The sequence below is a fragment of the Undibacterium sp. Dicai25W genome, from assembly GCF_049340505.1.
In the GTDB taxonomy this organism is placed as follows: Bacteria; Pseudomonadota; Gammaproteobacteria; order Burkholderiales; family Burkholderiaceae_D; genus Undibacterium; species Undibacterium jejuense.
The window spans coordinates 23,516-38,270 of record NZ_JBMPOQ010000014.1; the positions used below are offsets into that span (position 1 = coordinate 23,516).

The following is a 14,755-nucleotide window of genomic DNA, read 5'->3' on the forward strand; positions in this document are numbered from 1 at the left end:
ATTCAGCAGTTTTTCTGGGACCTGAGATACCCAGTGTGATCTGGCTTTCCAGTGCTTGGAAAAGTCACGCTGTCTGAATGGCAAAAAATAAAAAACCTATCCTGCCATGGAAAGCTTGCTGTCGCAATATATTACGCATCAGACACACGGCAAAAACCTGACTGTTGTGTTTTAATTAGCAGGATCTATGCCAGCACAGGGAGAGTGTGTTGCGAAAATGCACGGGAAGTTTGAAACCGGGTCACGGGAACGTGACCCGGTTTGAGATGGCAGGCTTCGTGCCATCCTTGAAAAGCAGCAATTAAGATTTGCCGAATACTTCGTTGAGTTGTTGCGTAACGCGAATGAAAGTAGTGCGTTTAGTCAATTCCTTGAGTTTATGCGCTCCTACATAAGTACATGCGGAACGCACGCCACCGAGGATGTCCTGCATACTAGCGTCCACTGGACCACGGTAAGGAATCAGTACTTCTTTACCTTCAGAGGCGCGGTATTTGGCAACCCCACCAGCGTATTTATCCATTGCTGCACGGCTGCTCATGCCGTAGAAGCGTTTGAATTTTTCGCCATTACGTTCAACCAGATCGCCTGCGCATTCATCATGTCCGGCCAACATGCCACCCAGCATAATAAAGTCAGCGCCACCGCCAAAAGCTTTCGCCAGATCGCCTGGAACCACGCAACCACCGTCAGCACAAATCTGACCGCCAAGACCATGGGCTGCATCGGCGCACTCGATAATCGCAGAAAGTTGTGGGTAACCAACGCCAGTCATTTTACGTGTGGTGCAAACTGAGCCAGGGCCGATACCAACTTTAACAATATCGGCACCCGCCAAAATCAATTCTTCGGTGATGTCACCAGTAACGACATTGCCTGCCATGATAGTCAGGTGTGGGTAGCTGGTACGTACTTTTTTTACGAAATTGATGAAGCCTTCCGTGTAGCCATTGGCGACGTCGATACAGACATATTCAATGGCATTGTGCGCGCGTGCCATTACAGCAGAAAATTTTTCAAAATCAGACTGCGTAATGCCCATGGAGTAAAATGCGGTCGATTTTTTTTGCAAGGCAGTGAAGTAGTCGACCAAAGTGTCTTCGTCATAATGCTTGTGCAGTGCGACAGACAATTGGTGCGCTTCGAGAGCTGTTGCCATTTCCATGGTGCCAGTGGAATCCATATTCGCGGCAATAATAGGAATGCCACGATAGGTTTTGCGCGAATGGTGGAATACAAATTCACGCTCTAAATCGACTTGGGAACGGGAGGTAAGGGTAGAGCGCTTTGGACGGATCAACACGTCTTTAAAATCAAGCCTCAGGGTTTCTTCAATATGCATAACGACTCCGTAATGCGTCTGGCGGACGCGGGAAGGAACAACTTAGACGAAAAAACGCACTAAGCTGTTGAGCCGTAGTTGATTATAGTCCTAAAAATTCAAAATTCTTTATTTCAATGTTGAATGTTGATTATCACTAAAATGATATGTGGAAACGATCTGTAAGTTCCTGCAAATAGTGCTCAATATGCACTATTGCACAGCGAAAAAAGACAGATCGTTGCCAAGCTATTGCTTGCTAAGCTTCTTAAAATTTATCCACCGCAAAATAACCAGCATCATAAGCTTTGCAATAAGTCTTCCAATCATCATTCACATGTTTCGCACAATCCAGACTGGATTTTAATAAGGCTTTCATCCAATCTTTTCCTTGGGCGAAATCAATTAACTCATCGGCAGTTGCTGAACCTTGTCGGCCAGAGCTACGTAATTGCGCAGAGGCGACAACTTCGCCCATCACTTCAATTACCTTTCTTAATTCCGCTAAAGTATTTACTGTGCCATCGAGAGTAACGCGATCTTCTGACGGCTGTAAGGCACGCAATATGTAGGGCTTGTTTTTAATCGTAACTGGTTGCAAGAATGCCATAGACACCGCTTGCATACGCTTTTGCACAGTGACTACGCGATGTGCTTCTGATGCCCATTGCGGCTGCGGTGTTTCCAGATACGGTACTAATGATGATGGCACGGCCTCTTTTAAATCGAGCAAGTAATTTTGATCCGGGCTACCTTTGCCATGGACCAGAATAATATAACGATCAACGCCAAGACTGCCGTTGCCGGCGATTCTGCGCGCGATGTCTATCGGCTTGAAGAACTTTTTATCTGGCTGATCCTGAGCGAATTCTTTAAGGAACTTTTCTACCATTGCTCTTTGTTTTGGCGTCACTGCCAGCGCCTTCTTACCGTCGATGCGTATCCGCCTTTCTTCGCCTTTGAATAAGGTGCGATGATCAAGAAAATCGCATCGTTGTCTTAGTTTGACCGCAGTCAATAAATTGCGTATCAGACCCGTCGAGGTTTCTCTTTCTACCCAATGACTTTTGCCGCTGGCTAGCACTGTTTGATAACTCACTAAAAAATCTTTAGCGAGTGCTTTTGCATCCACGTTACTGATACCTATGCTTTTTGCGCCCACCAGGATGCTGGTTAAAAAGCGAATTAAATCCCAGGTGGTTGGTGCCAGAACGGCTTCATCAAAGTCATTCAGATCAAAATAAGCTAGACGATTATCACCTTTGTAGCTACCGAAATTTTCCAGATGCATGTCGCCCATACACCAGGTGAGTGGCGCCGGTTGAGAGTGCAACGCCGGCGCAGCACGTTCATAAAACAAATGGCAGGTCGCACGCAAAAAGATAAAAGGTGAAGTGCGCATATTGCGATACTTCATAAGCAAGCGCTCTGGTTCGCGGGTTTTATTGAAGCTATGAATGGTTGAACATACGTCTATCATATGAGGCTCCCTCAAAATGGTGTGTAGGGGAAAATGCAGATCGATACCGCTTGTATAAAGCTAGACCTGCGTCTCCCAAAATTAGTTCACTTTTTTCTAGCGTAAAAATTTTTGAAAGTCATCATCAGCGAGACTCTTAAACACGTAACCTTCAGCGAGTAAGCGGGTAATGATTTGATCTAAATTTTTTAAGGTATTTGGATGAATTTCATGCATCAGGACGATACCACCGTTATGCGCATGAACGGAAGAAATAACATGCTCCAGATAATCTTTGCGGTTTTGTGATAACACGCCACAGGTCAGCGCTTCTTTGATATCCACTGAGCCTTTATGATCAAAAGCCCAATCGCAGGAATCGACATGCCAACCAACGATTTTCTGATCCATGGATTTGAGTAGTTGATTCGATTCACAGCTGGAATTACCGTATGGGTAGCGAAACAGTTTATGCGTATTGAACGATTCGCTGACGGCATTGCTTTTTTGAATTTCTATGGCTTGTTCTTCAGCTGAAATTTCATGGAAATTCGGATGGCTCCATGAGTGATTCGCGATCAACGTATAGTCTGATTCCTGTACTAACTTCACCAGATCTGGATGCGCTTGTACCTTTTCACCGATCATAAAAAACGTTGCCGGCACTTTGTGCTTTTTCAGTACTGCCAAAATAAATTCCGTTTGCACCGGTTCTGGCCCATCGTCAAACGTGAGCGCCACTTCTTTTGCTGGCGGTGCCATAGGAATATCTGATTCAAAACGACAAGCCTTTTTTAATGTTTCTTCATCAGTGGTTAAGCGTTCATTTAGCTTTGTAATTCGATGTTTTTTGATTTTTACGGTTTCGTCTTTTGTATTGGGTGTTTGCACATTGTTGACTTCGCTGCCTGTCGTTGGCGTCGTGCTGGTTTGATCCGCTGCATGGGATGGTGAAGTGAATGCAAATGTGCTAGCGACAGCGATACACAAGAGACGGAATGTATGAGGTTTCATATTTTTAAGGTAATCAGAAAATTCCATGGTGTCGACATCAATAGCCAATAATAAAGCATCATTATCGCTAATTTTTGAGGATGTCCATAATATCCCGAGCTTGCCGCTAATCCTTATCAGAAATTAGTAATCAGTAATAGAAAAAATGTTATCTGAAAATTCCTATCGCTACAGCGCTACGATTACGATTACGATTACGATTACGATTACGAATCGTAAATTAGTTTTTGCAAAGAAGTATTTGCATGTTGTTCCACAATGCTTCACGAGATATTCGCTCAGTTAAAATGTGGTTCCAGTTGGCTAGCTTATAGTTTGTGTCCTTATGGCCTTGATGGTGTTTGAGTTAGCATTGCGAAGTGCAGGTGAGCACTAAAGATTAAGGATCCGATCAACGCCAGTATCGAACTTGTTGATCATGTGGAAAAACGAGTTGATGAGGCAATTGAAAAGTTGATAGAAGTCGTGAACCTTATTCACAAAGATCAGTCAATAATTCCAATCGGTTTTTAGATTCCTCATCGACCGGAACGTAAATCATTAATCGGTCTCCATTTTTGGGTGCGGACCACCAGTTCGTCAATTGCAGATTTAGTATTCCGGCTTGTGGATGATGAAATTGCTTGACCTGGTTTTCAACGCTGCGGACTTCATAACGTTGCCATGCATCGCGAAATTCACTGGAAGTGTTCATGAAGCGTTGCAGTTGTTTTTCCCAAAGTGAATCGTGCAAATGCTCACCCATAGCGGCGCGAAATTGCGCGACCATACGTGGTATCGCGTCTTGGCAATTACTCATACTGGCGCGCCATACTGGATGCGTCATTGCCAGATAAATACAATTTCTATCTGATTTTGGAATGTCCGTCAGATCAACATTCATCAAACGTTGAAATGCCTGGTTATACCCCAGAATGTCAAAGCGGGCGTTTTGCATTAATGCAGGGATAGGATGGAGCTGATCAAGAATGAGTTGACCAACCGGGGACACCTTTTCACAGCCAGGTTTTTCGGCTATCGACGGTGTCGAGCTCATACCCGCCAGTGCAAAAACGTGTGCAGTTTCGGTATCGGTACATTGTAGCGCTTGCGTAATTGCTGCCAGTGCGCGAGCGGATACTTTAATCGGCCGACCTTGCTCCAGTTTGGTATACCAGGTAATCCCTATATCAGCGAGTGCCGCAACATCTTCACGCCGTAGCCCTGGTGTACGGCGGCGCCCAGTACGTGGCAAGCCGAGTCGGGCAGGATCGAGGCTTTCTCGTCTTGCTCGTAAAAAATTACCTAATGCCTGGTGGGTATTTTGTTCCTTTGTGACTGCGAGAGAGTCCGTTACTGCGGTTGCCAGTGGTGCCGAGTTTGAGTGCACAGCGCGATGCGTTGAGGTGATGAGATTTCCCATAAAGCATTTCAAAAAATGATTCTTAGTTTTAGAGTGAGGTTACAGGCTGGTACATTTTATACCAGGCTAACCAGAATCTAGTACCAGTCTAAATTTGATTATAGACTGCTCGCCATTGCTTATCAAATGGAGCTTAAGTGCTTATGAACACTCATCAGACCCAGCCTGCTTTGCACCGTACAGGTTTGTTTGTTTTACTTGCAGGTCAATTGCTGCCTCAGGTTGATTTTTCTATTGTGAATGTGGCGTTGGATGCGATTGCACATTCACTGCACGCCAGCCAGACTGAATTGGAACTGATGGTGGCAGTTTATGGCGTCGCTTTTGCGGTATTTCTGGCCATAGGTGCACGTCTGGGTGATAACTTTGGACGCTTAAAATTGTTTCAGCTTGGCGTATTGTTGTTTGGTGTTGCCTCTTTGCTGTGTGGTATCGCCAATACAGTCTGGTTACTGTTGCTCGCGCGCGCTTTGCAAGGTGCGGCGGCGGCATTGTTGGTACCACAAATTCTGGCGATCATCCATGTCAGTTTGCAAGGAGAAAAGCATTCGCGCGCGATTGGCTTTTACGGTGCCATCGGTGGTCTGGCGTTCATTGTCGGACAAGTGTTGGGTGGGGTTCTGATCTCAGCTAATCTGGCGGGGATGGGATGGCGGAGTGTGTTTCTGATCAATCTGCCAGTATGTATCGGGATCTTGCTTTATTCCGGTCGCTGCGTTCCTGAAACACGTAGCCAGGACGCTGCGAGTATCGATATTCCAGGCACTCTACTGTTAACACTCGTGATCTTGTGTTTGTTGGTGCCGCTGGCACTGGGGCCTGCACTGCATTGGTCTGCAACATGCTTTTTGATGTTGGCAGCGGTAGGACCTTTGCTGGCGGTGTTATGGCGTGTTGAGCTTTTTCAGGAACTACGTGGTGCGTCGCCTTTATTGCCACCATCATTAATGCGTTTGCCCAGTGTGCGTTTTGGTTTATTGATCGCGATCTTATTTTTCTCGTGCTGGAGTGGGTTCATGTTCGTGTTGGCCTTGAGCTTGCAAGCGGGCGCGCATCTGAGTCCGCTACAATCCGGCAACGCCTTTATCGTATTGGGTGCTGCGTATTTCGTCGGGTCTCTATCGACCCCTAAAATCGTTGCTTATTTGGAGCGAACTAAAACATTGATAGTTGGCTGCGCGATACAAATGACAGGCCTACTCAGTCTGATTCTGACCCTATATTTGGTGTGGCCAGAACCAGGTATGTTGAATCTTGCCCCAGCTACCGCGTTGATGGGATTTGGTCAGTCTTTGATTGTGAGTAGCTTTTTCCGCATAGGATTGGCTGATGTACCGAATGCACATGCAGGGGCGGGGAGTGCTGTATTGACGACAGTCCAGCAAGCGTCGTTCGGTCTTGGTTCCGCCTTGTTAGGTGCCGTTTTTGCGCAAACTTTGCATTTTTCAGCTAACTACCTCGATGCGGCTTTGGCGGGGTTGTCGGGAGAATTTTGTCTGATGTTGATCTTATTGACGAGTGCCATTGTTTATCATTATCGTCACCATCCCTCTGGTAATGTGTCTTTGCATTCTGTGGCGATTGATTGACGTACTGATGTGCGTTGCATAAGCCTATTATTGGAAAAGAAACCTTAATGCCGTGAATAACCCGGTCGTTGGGAAACTACAAAAGTTATCATTAAAAACGAGGCGATAACGATCAGCATTTGCGTACTAGGTGATCGCAAAGTGTTGTTGATGGATGAAGCAGGGGGCGTTAAAGATATCGATCCATATCAAGGTCCGAAATAACATATCTTGAGAGACGCCGTCGCAAAATTGTGAGACGAGGGTATTACTGACAGCGCAGCGATTTGGAAAAATTATTTCCAATGTTGCGGATAAAGCGGGAGCAACAAAATACTAATCCAGCTCCGGCAGTGTTGTGCCAGTTTGGAACACGATTTTTAGTCTTCACATCTGTAAAAGCGGTGACGATAGATTTAAATTATAATTGCTATATTAATCACGCTCTAATCGTACCTGTTGAAACCTTGATGCTACGCGCTCCTTCCGTTGACGATAAGCTATACCAACCCCAAAAAACAAAGTAGCTCGACAAGCTAAAGTAAGGAAAATATCTTGAATACCTTGATCAGTGCAATAAAGAACCGAGAGCACAGCTTTTCCGACCGATTGATTTTTTATCGACCAACTGCAGACGATATTCAGGCAGTCTTTGACATTCACGCCAATCCTGAAACCAATCATTTCAATCCCCAAGGCCCTATGACATCGCTGGAAGAAGCGCATGGCGTGCTTGCGCATTGGCAAGCGGAATGGGATGAGAAGCAATGGGGGTATTGGTCGGTTGCACGGCGTAGCGACCCCGAGCGCATCATCGGCTTTGGCGGTATTTCGAATCGTCCGCGATTTGGTGGTAATGCGTTGGTAGAGCGTCTTCAACAACTACATGCTGCAAACTTGTATTTCCGTTTTAGTCCGGAGGTATGGGGGTCTGGTTACGCCAATGAAATGGCAGAAAAGGCATTGGATATGGCTTTTAATCAGATCGGCCTGAAGGCTGTTTTAGGATTGACACGAGAGGCCAATGTGCCGTCGAGAAGAGCGCTGGAGCGACTAGGATTGAAATTCAAAGAGATGTCTGGTGAAGAGCACGAATTAGGGGCGCAGTATGTTTACTCCATCGATGCAGAAACCTATCGCATGAAATTTCTTTGAGAAAACGCACCCCGAGTAATATATCCATTCACCTCTATTGAGTCGCTTTGCAATCACCATCTGGTAAAGCGTATTTGGTTTTACATGATTGAGCCGCAGTTATCAAAAAGTGGCTATAAAGGAATAAATAAGAAATGAGTCAAGGGACCAAACATCAAGCTTTTGAAGCATTAAAAATTCCAAGCTTTCCTATCTTTGTCGCTACATTTGTCTTGACGATGATGGCTGACAATGTGGAACATGTGATTAGCTATTGGGTCGCTTTTGAAAAATTTAAGTCTCCGACCCTGGGTGGCTTTGCGGTGATTTCGCACTGGTTACCGTTTCTGTTGTTCTCGGTAGGTGTTGGTGCACTCAACGATAGATTCGACTCGCGTCGTTTAATCCAAATCGGTGGTTCGCTGTTTGCCTTGGTGTCACTGGGTTGGGGCTATTTCTTTATTACCGACACCTTGACGATCCCGTGGGCAATGACGCTACTGGTACTGCACGGATTTGCCGGCGTGTTCTGGATGACCTCCAGTCAGGTGCTGCTATACGATATCGTCGGCGTGGAAAAACTCGCGAGTGCAGTGCGTCTCAATGCGACAGCGCGCTATTTTGGTGTGCTGGTGGGACCTGGCGTAGGTAGCCTGATCATGTCTACCTTGGGGCCAAACAAGGGCATTTTGCTCAATGCCGCACTTTATTTGCCATTACTGATCTGGTTGATCAAGGCACCGCAACCACACCGCGGCAAGCGACTCGAACAATCGGCTGCACGTCGTGTGAGTGGCTTGTCGGATATCTGGCAAACGATATTGACGGTTAAAAAAATTCCTACCTTGGGCGTGATGATTTTATTGTCCGGTGCAGCATCATTTTTTGTTGGCAATAGCTATCAGGCGCAGATGCCAGGTTTTGCTACTGACCTCGGCAATATCGAACCCGGTATGGCGTATTCGATGTTGTTGGCGGCTGACGCTGCTGGCGCCTTGTTTGCCGGTATTACCTTAGAGGCAGGGTTTCGCTTTGCCCGGGTGAGCCCTTCTGCATCGATGGGATTTGCCATAGCGTGGGCGGTCGCTTTAGGTTTGTTTGCCATGGTCCATAATTACCCATTGGCTTTGCTCTGTCTATTTGCGGCCGGCTATTGTGAACTGTCATTCAGCAGCATGAATCAGACCATTGTGCAAATGAAAGCGCCGGATGCGATCCGTGGAAAAGTGTTAGGTTTGTTTGGCATGTCATCGGCCGGTTTGCGATTGTTCAGCGGCATTTTTGTCGGATTAATCGGCAGCAAAATCGGCATCCATTTTTCACTGTTCGGTGCTGCCGTCGTGTTTATCGCCGCCGTGATTGGTTTGATGTATCTGAATCGAGCCAGGTCTGAAGTCGCAGTTTGATTCTACGCAGTGTGCCTGATTTTTCCGCTGTGTTGAGTGTCGGCTTTTGAATTTTTTCAGACATTCAGACATACAGACAATTAAATAAATATTTAACCGGAACAATTCAATGAACGTAGAAATTCTTCATGAAGCCAATCAAGACGTTGTTGATACCCTCGTTGCGGGTGTCAGAGCGTACAACGTTGAAAATGCAGGGCCGGGTAATTCACAGCCCTTGTCTGTCATTGCACGCAATGACAGCGGTCAATTGATGGCTGGAGTTTCAGGTAGAACAATTTACAGGCAATTTCTGATTGAAGTCGTGTGGGTTAATTCTGAAGTCAGAAGAACCGGACTTGGCCGCAGATTGATGGAATTAGCGGAAAGCGAGGCCAAGAAGAGAGGGTGTATCGCTGCACAAGTGGACACACTTTCATTTCAGGGACCAACGTTTTATGCAAAGCTAGGTTTTGAAGTTGCCGGTAAGGTCGAGGGTTTTCCAGATGGGCATGACCGGTATTTTTTACTCAAAAAATATCAATAAAAGATGTATTTCAGGCACTGGCAAAAATGAGGTTTTATCGCTTCACAAACGCTGGTATTTATTTAATCTGCATAGTCGTCATAAGAGAATGGTTTCGCAATGATCAAACACATCGTCTTGCTTCAATTTAATAATGAAAGTTCAACGCAAGCACAACAGAAATGCATTAATGCTTTCCTGGACTTATCTACCAAAATCAAAGAGGTTATCGATTTCGATCAAGGTGCCAACGTGAGTAATGAAGGTATGAGTCATGGCTACACCCATTCAGCAGTCATGACCTTTGCGGATGCCGAAGCGCGAGATAGATATCTCTTCCATCCTGAGCACCTTGCATTTGTTGAGTCCTTGAAACCGGTGCTCAGTGACGCTGTTGCTTTTGATTACGAGTTTTAGTTCTGTCGTTTCTGTTATGCCATGCTACACCGTCATCCCTACTAAAAAAATGCAGGAATGACGGTTTAGCATGATGAGATCCCGATTACATTCTTATCCGCATGCCCCAACATAACCACAAGAAACACAGCGGCTGCAGCCGTCGATTTTTTGTAATGCATGAGCGCCGCAATCTGGGCATTTTTTTCCGGTCGCAATGTAGTTGATTGGTGCTGTATCGGCTTCGTAGGCGAGGTCATCGAGCGTATATTGCTGCATACGCGCTTTGAATTTTTCAGCTAATACGTGTACAGGAATTTGATTACCTGACGCATCGAGGTAGCCGCGCTTCATCAAAATACGTTGCAGAGAATAGCCAATTGCAGCGACTTCAGATTCATGGAACAACGGTGCCTGGGTGCCGTCATCTTTGGTAATCATACCGCAGCGTACCGTGCCTTTGTCCCACACTACTTCGCGCATATCGGCGAGGGCTTTGGCAATGGAACCGCCAGAACGGGCTGCCATCGACAACAGACGCATACTCGCAGAAATCCATTGTTGGCCATCGTTCTTTTGTCCGGCTGGCATAAAGAATTCAAACGGACGTTCTATCGTCACGCGCTCACCACCGACCATGCCTTGGACGTGGATGAAGCTGACTGTCAGGTACACCGTTTTCTTACCTTCGTAAGTCATATACTGTACTTTTGACGTTACCGATTCCAGGTCGCCAAATGGGCGGCCATCGAATTGCTTACGCAGTAAATCTTCGTCTGGGACGGCTTTGATTTCTGGCGCAGCTTCTGGTGTGCTAGAGGCTACTGACAACACGCTACCCAAAATACTATTTGGACGGTAAGTTGCCAAACCTTTGAGGCCAGCGTGCCATGCATCCATATACAGATTCTGGAAATCTGCGTAAGGATAATCTGCCGGCACGTTCACTGTTTTAGAAATCGCTGAATCTATGTAAGGCTGCACCACTTGCAGCATCTTCATGTGATCGCTGGCAGACATATTTAGAGCAGTGACGAACTGCTGCGGTAATTTGCTATCGTCAGACACATCGTTGCCCATCGCACGGTACATGCGCCATGCGTGATCGGCGACTTCATAGATGCGTGCATCGCCAACAGCCATGCGCTTTTTGCGGTTATACACCCAGGAGAACGCTGGCTCAATACCATTCGATGCATTGTCAGCAAATGCTAAAGTAATCGTACCAGTAGGAGCGATCGATAATAAATGCGAATTGCGCAGGCCATTTTTTTTGATGATGGCGCGCAGGTTTTTTGGCAGGCGTTGTGCAAAGCTGCCCGCTAAGTAGTGTTTGCTGTCAAATAAAGGAAATGCGCCTTTTTCTTTCGCTAATTCTGCTGATGCGAGATACGCGGCGTCGCGCATGGTTTCAGAAACCTGACGTGCAAATTCGCGACCTTCTTCGGAGTCGTAGCGTACGCCTAACATCACCAACGCGCTACCAAGGCCAAGGAATCCGAGCCCAACGCGACGTTTGGACATGGCTTCTGCTTGTTGTTGATCCAGTGGCCATGCGGTAGCATCTAATACGTTATCGAGCATACGGGTCGCCACGGCGACCACTTCCTGGAACGCGGTGAAATCAAATTTGACGCTGGCACTAAATGGATTTTTAATAAAGCGTGTCAGATTGACAGAACCGAGGCAGCAGCAACCGTAATCTGGCAATGGTTGTTCTGCGCATGGATTGGTGGCTTCAATTTTTTCGCAGTAGTACAAATTGTTTTCTGCATTCATGCGTGACAAAAACAAAATGCCAGGTTCGGCGTGATCGTATGTGGATTTCATGACGATGTCCCACAGATCGCGCGCGCGCACTGTTTCATAAACCCAGATACCGTCTTCACGTTGATAAGCGCCGTTGGCTTTTTTATCTTCGCTCGGTTCTGCTTTGTGTACCAGGCAGAAGTCGCCATCATTGGCAACCGCGTGCATGAACTCATCGGTGACGCCGATAGAGATATTAAAGTTGGTGAGACCACCTTCGTCTTTAGAGCGGATGAATTCCAAAATGTCTGGATGATCGCCACGCAGCACACCCATTTGCGCGCCACGACGTGCACCAGCTGACTCGACTGTTGAGCAAGATGCGTTAAATACTTGCATAAACGAGACCGGGCCCGAAGCGCGCGAGCGCGTGCCACGGACTAAAGCATCTTTAGGACGGATGCTGGAAAAATCGTAACCAACACCGCCACCACGACGCATGGTTTCTGCCGCATCGGCCAGGGCCGCGTAAATACCAGGTTTGCCATCTGTCGGGCTGGAAACCGAATCACCCACCGGTTGCACAAAGCAATTGATCAATGTCGCGTGCAAATCCATACCAGCGGCAGAATTGATACGCCCAGCGGGTACAAAACCATTCTTTTGCGCCCACAGAAATTTTTCTTCGTAGTAAGCCTGTGCATCGGCTTGCTCTACCGCGGCCAGTGCTTTGGCGACACGTGCTTGTACGTCATGGATCGTGGCTTCATCGCCTTTAGCATATTTTTCAAGCAATACATCGAGGGAGATTTCTTGGGGAGCCATGTCAGTGATTCCTAGGATTTTTTCGTTGGCGTTCATGGTTGATTTATTTCACTTTGAGATGATTGTTCATGTTTTGATGTCGCTGATCTGGTCCGCGCCAGGTGTACTGACTGCATGATCGTCCCAGTATAGACAGTGGCGACAGAGCTGCCTTGACTGTTATCAAGGCGTTTCTATCAGCTTGAATTTCGGGTATTTTTTTTAAGACTAATTGCTTGCTAATTACTTACGTATGATGGATTCCTGATTTGATTTAATTCAGGAAAGGTTTCAGTATATCCAGCGTTCTGGACGTAGCGCCCTGATGTTGTAAGAAGAAAGCGTATGCGCTTTTGCCCATCTGCTGGCGCTTCTTGTCGTCATGCAGTAATGCCAGTGCTTCACGTAGCATACTACGTGCGCCATCAACGCGCAAAGCCGCGTGTGCAGCTATTGCCTGATCAGTAATTTCAGAAAAATTAAAAGTATGCAATCCTGTCAATACGGCTTTACCCATAGCGCATGCTTCGATCAGATTATGACCACCCAGCGGTACCAGACTGCCACCGACAAAAGCGACATCGGCAGTCGCATAGTACATATACATTTCGCCCATACTGTCACCGAGCACTAGCTGAACTTTCTCAGAAATCGGTGTTACGACCTCGTGATCAAAGGCTGAGCGTCGCACATACGATATGCCACGCGCCTCTATCATTTGCGCCACCTGATCAAAGCGTTGCGGATGGCGTGGTGTAATCATTAACAGCGGCGCTTGTTCTAGTAATGGGAATTGTTCCAAAAAAGCATCGAGAATTAATTCTTCTTCACCATCGCGGGTACTGGCGCAAAGGATGATAGGGCGATCACCCAGACTGCGCCGCAGCGCTGCACCACGTTCTGCCATCATTGCTGGTGGCGTGACATCAAATTTCATGTTGCCGGTGACACTAGGGTGATCAATGCCTAATTCCTGCAGACGTTGTGCATCAGGATTCGACTGGGCGGCAACGGCGCTGATGGCGTGTGCTGCAGGCAAAATCAGGGTCGATAGCTTTTGGGCTTTTTTCAGTGATTTTGCTGACAAGCGAGCATTCACTAACGTGACTGGAATTTGTGCTGAAGTACATTGTGCAATCAAATTCGGCCAGACTTCAGTTTCGATCAGAACACACAGCTGTGGGGAATAATGGCGTAAGAAGCGGCGCATCATCCAGTTGATGTCGTAAGGCAAATACGATTGACGCACGCGGCTTGCCACATCAGCAAATAATTTTCCACCAGTTTCCCGTCCTGTGGCGGTCATGTGGGTCAGCAATAATTGGTGTCGCGGATAATGTGCCAGCAGACTGCGTATGAGCGGCTCAGCAGCGCGCGTTTCGCCAGCTGACACGGCATGTACCCAGATCGTTGGCGACGCGTCATAAGGTGCATAAAAGCCTAGTCGCTCTTCAATGTGCTGACGATAGCCAGGTTCCTGACGACCACGCCACCACAAGCGAAACAGTGCGAAAGGCAGGGATAATCCCCAGACGAGTGAGTATAGAAGGCGCATTAAGACAGATTAAGTAACTTTGTTAGTTTTTTAAATTCACCAGCACAATACCATCAAGTGCGGCAATGATGTTAATGGTTGAAGTTGTTCAATTTGTTCGTGATGTGCTGATCAAATTGCGGTTAATTCCGCGCATGCTTCGGACTCTTAAGCCTGACTACAATGGTTTAAAAGCAAAAAGCTGTTTGTGAGCGTGTACTGACTCATTGAATTGCGTGAATGAAAGTAAATTCAGGCAGCTCTCGCTGTTGGAGCAAGGGCCTTGCTAGGCTCATGGCATAGTGATCAAGATTGTTCAGAGCGCTCATTCAACGTGGCCTCACTCATCAGGACGACGGAATATACCCGAAAATCCTTGAGTAGTGAGACCAAACTGCATTTTTGCACTGAAAGTATGAAAAAAAATGAAGCAAAGTTAAGTTAATTTAAATAATTTCAGACA

The 14,755-nt window shown here is 46.7% G+C and carries 11 protein-coding genes; 5 read left to right on the forward strand and 6 right to left on the reverse strand.

Annotated elements, in window-relative coordinates; all coding sequences use genetic code 11:
* Nucleotides 1–301: 301 nt before the first annotated feature.
* The 4 genes from ACO0KY_RS14625 to ACO0KY_RS14640 all read right to left on the reverse strand — a co-directional run bounded on the left by ACO0KY_RS14625 (nucleotide 302) and on the right by ACO0KY_RS14640 (nucleotide 5,196).
* Nucleotides 302–1,342, reverse strand: coding sequence for a GMP reductase (locus ACO0KY_RS14625; RefSeq protein WP_423047225.1), 1,041 nt, complete (start codon nucleotides 1,340–1,342; stop codon nucleotides 302–304).
* A 247-nt stretch (nucleotides 1,343–1,589) separates the two neighbouring features.
* Nucleotides 1,590–2,801, reverse strand: a complete 1,212-nt coding sequence (locus ACO0KY_RS14630; protein WP_423047227.1) for a DUF2252 domain-containing protein — start codon at nucleotides 2,799–2,801, stop codon at nucleotides 1,590–1,592.
* A gap of 96 nt (nucleotides 2,802–2,897) precedes the next feature.
* Nucleotides 2,898–3,821 (reverse strand): polysaccharide deacetylase family protein, encoded by a 924-nt coding sequence (locus ACO0KY_RS14635; RefSeq protein ID WP_423047229.1) that lies wholly within the window; start codon nucleotides 3,819–3,821, stop codon nucleotides 2,898–2,900.
* A gap of 445 nt (nucleotides 3,822–4,266) precedes the next feature.
* Nucleotides 4,267–5,196 carry a helix-turn-helix transcriptional regulator gene (locus ACO0KY_RS14640; RefSeq protein ID WP_423047231.1) on the reverse strand — a complete coding sequence of 310 codons (930 nt, stop codon included), beginning with the start codon at nucleotides 5,194–5,196 and terminating at the stop codon, nucleotides 4,267–4,269.
* A gap of 143 nt (nucleotides 5,197–5,339) precedes the next feature.
* Between ACO0KY_RS14640 and ACO0KY_RS14645 the strand changes: the two genes are divergently transcribed.
* The 5 genes from ACO0KY_RS14645 (at nucleotide 5,340) to ACO0KY_RS14665 (ending at nucleotide 10,226) form a co-directional block, all read left to right on the forward strand.
* A complete protein-coding gene (locus ACO0KY_RS14645; protein ID WP_423047233.1) occupies nucleotides 5,340–6,785 on the forward strand; it encodes an MFS transporter in 1,446 nt (481 codons plus the stop codon).
* 534 nt (nucleotides 6,786–7,319) lie between these two features.
* Entirely contained in the window at nucleotides 7,320–7,919 is a 600-nt protein-coding gene (locus ACO0KY_RS14650; protein ID WP_423047235.1) for a GNAT family N-acetyltransferase, read from the forward strand.
* A gap of 134 nt (nucleotides 7,920–8,053) precedes the next feature.
* Entirely contained in the window at nucleotides 8,054–9,304 is a 1,251-nt protein-coding gene (locus ACO0KY_RS14655) for an MFS transporter (RefSeq protein ID WP_422993900.1), read from the forward strand.
* 109 nt (nucleotides 9,305–9,413) lie between these two features.
* Nucleotides 9,414–9,830, forward strand: coding sequence for a GNAT family N-acetyltransferase (locus ACO0KY_RS14660; protein WP_423047237.1), 417 nt, complete (start codon nucleotides 9,414–9,416; stop codon nucleotides 9,828–9,830).
* A 99-nt stretch (nucleotides 9,831–9,929) separates the two neighbouring features.
* Nucleotides 9,930–10,226, forward strand: a complete 297-nt coding sequence (locus ACO0KY_RS14665) for a Dabb family protein (RefSeq protein WP_423047239.1) — start codon at nucleotides 9,930–9,932, stop codon at nucleotides 10,224–10,226.
* A 93-nt stretch (nucleotides 10,227–10,319) separates the two neighbouring features.
* Here ACO0KY_RS14665 and ACO0KY_RS14670 read toward each other — a convergent pair whose 3' ends face one another.
* Entirely contained in the window at nucleotides 10,320–12,815 is a 2,496-nt protein-coding gene (locus tag ACO0KY_RS14670) for an adenosylcobalamin-dependent ribonucleoside-diphosphate reductase (protein WP_423047241.1), read from the reverse strand.
* Nucleotides 12,816–13,032: 217 nt separating this feature from the next.
* Nucleotides 13,033–14,313 carry a lipid IV(A) 3-deoxy-D-manno-octulosonic acid transferase gene (waaA, locus tag ACO0KY_RS14675; protein WP_423047243.1) on the reverse strand — a complete coding sequence of 427 codons (1,281 nt, stop codon included), beginning with the start codon at nucleotides 14,311–14,313 and terminating at the stop codon, nucleotides 13,033–13,035.
* Nucleotides 14,314–14,755: the final 442 nt, after the last annotated feature.

Excerpts from the sequence above, each read along its gene's own strand:
- ACO0KY_RS14660 (WP_423047237.1), top strand. The coding sequence starts at position 9,414 with ATGAACGTAGAAATTCTTCATGAAGCCAATCAAGACGTTGTTGATACC.
- ACO0KY_RS14665 (WP_423047239.1), top strand. The coding sequence starts at position 9,930 with ATGATCAAACACATCGTCTTGCTTCAATTTAATAATGAAAGTTCAACG.
- ACO0KY_RS14635 (WP_423047229.1), bottom strand. The coding sequence starts at position 3,821 with ATGGAATTTTCTGATTACCTTAAAAATATGAAACCTCATACATTCCGT.
- ACO0KY_RS14655 (WP_422993900.1), top strand. The coding sequence starts at position 8,054 with ATGAGTCAAGGGACCAAACATCAAGCTTTTGAAGCATTAAAAATTCCA.
- ACO0KY_RS14625 (WP_423047225.1), bottom strand. The coding sequence starts at position 1,342 with ATGCATATTGAAGAAACCCTGAGGCTTGATTTTAAAGACGTGTTGATC.
- waaA (WP_423047243.1), bottom strand. The coding sequence starts at position 14,313 with ATGCGCCTTCTATACTCACTCGTCTGGGGATTATCCCTGCCTTTCGCA.
- ACO0KY_RS14640 (WP_423047231.1), bottom strand. The coding sequence starts at position 5,196 with ATGGGAAATCTCATCACCTCAACGCATCGCGCTGTGCACTCAAACTCG.
- ACO0KY_RS14670 (WP_423047241.1), bottom strand. The coding sequence starts at position 12,815 with ATGAACGCCAACGAAAAAATCCTAGGAATCACTGACATGGCTCCCCAA.
- ACO0KY_RS14645 (WP_423047233.1), top strand. The coding sequence starts at position 5,340 with ATGAACACTCATCAGACCCAGCCTGCTTTGCACCGTACAGGTTTGTTT.
- ACO0KY_RS14630 (WP_423047227.1), bottom strand. The coding sequence starts at position 2,801 with ATGATAGACGTATGTTCAACCATTCATAGCTTCAATAAAACCCGCGAA.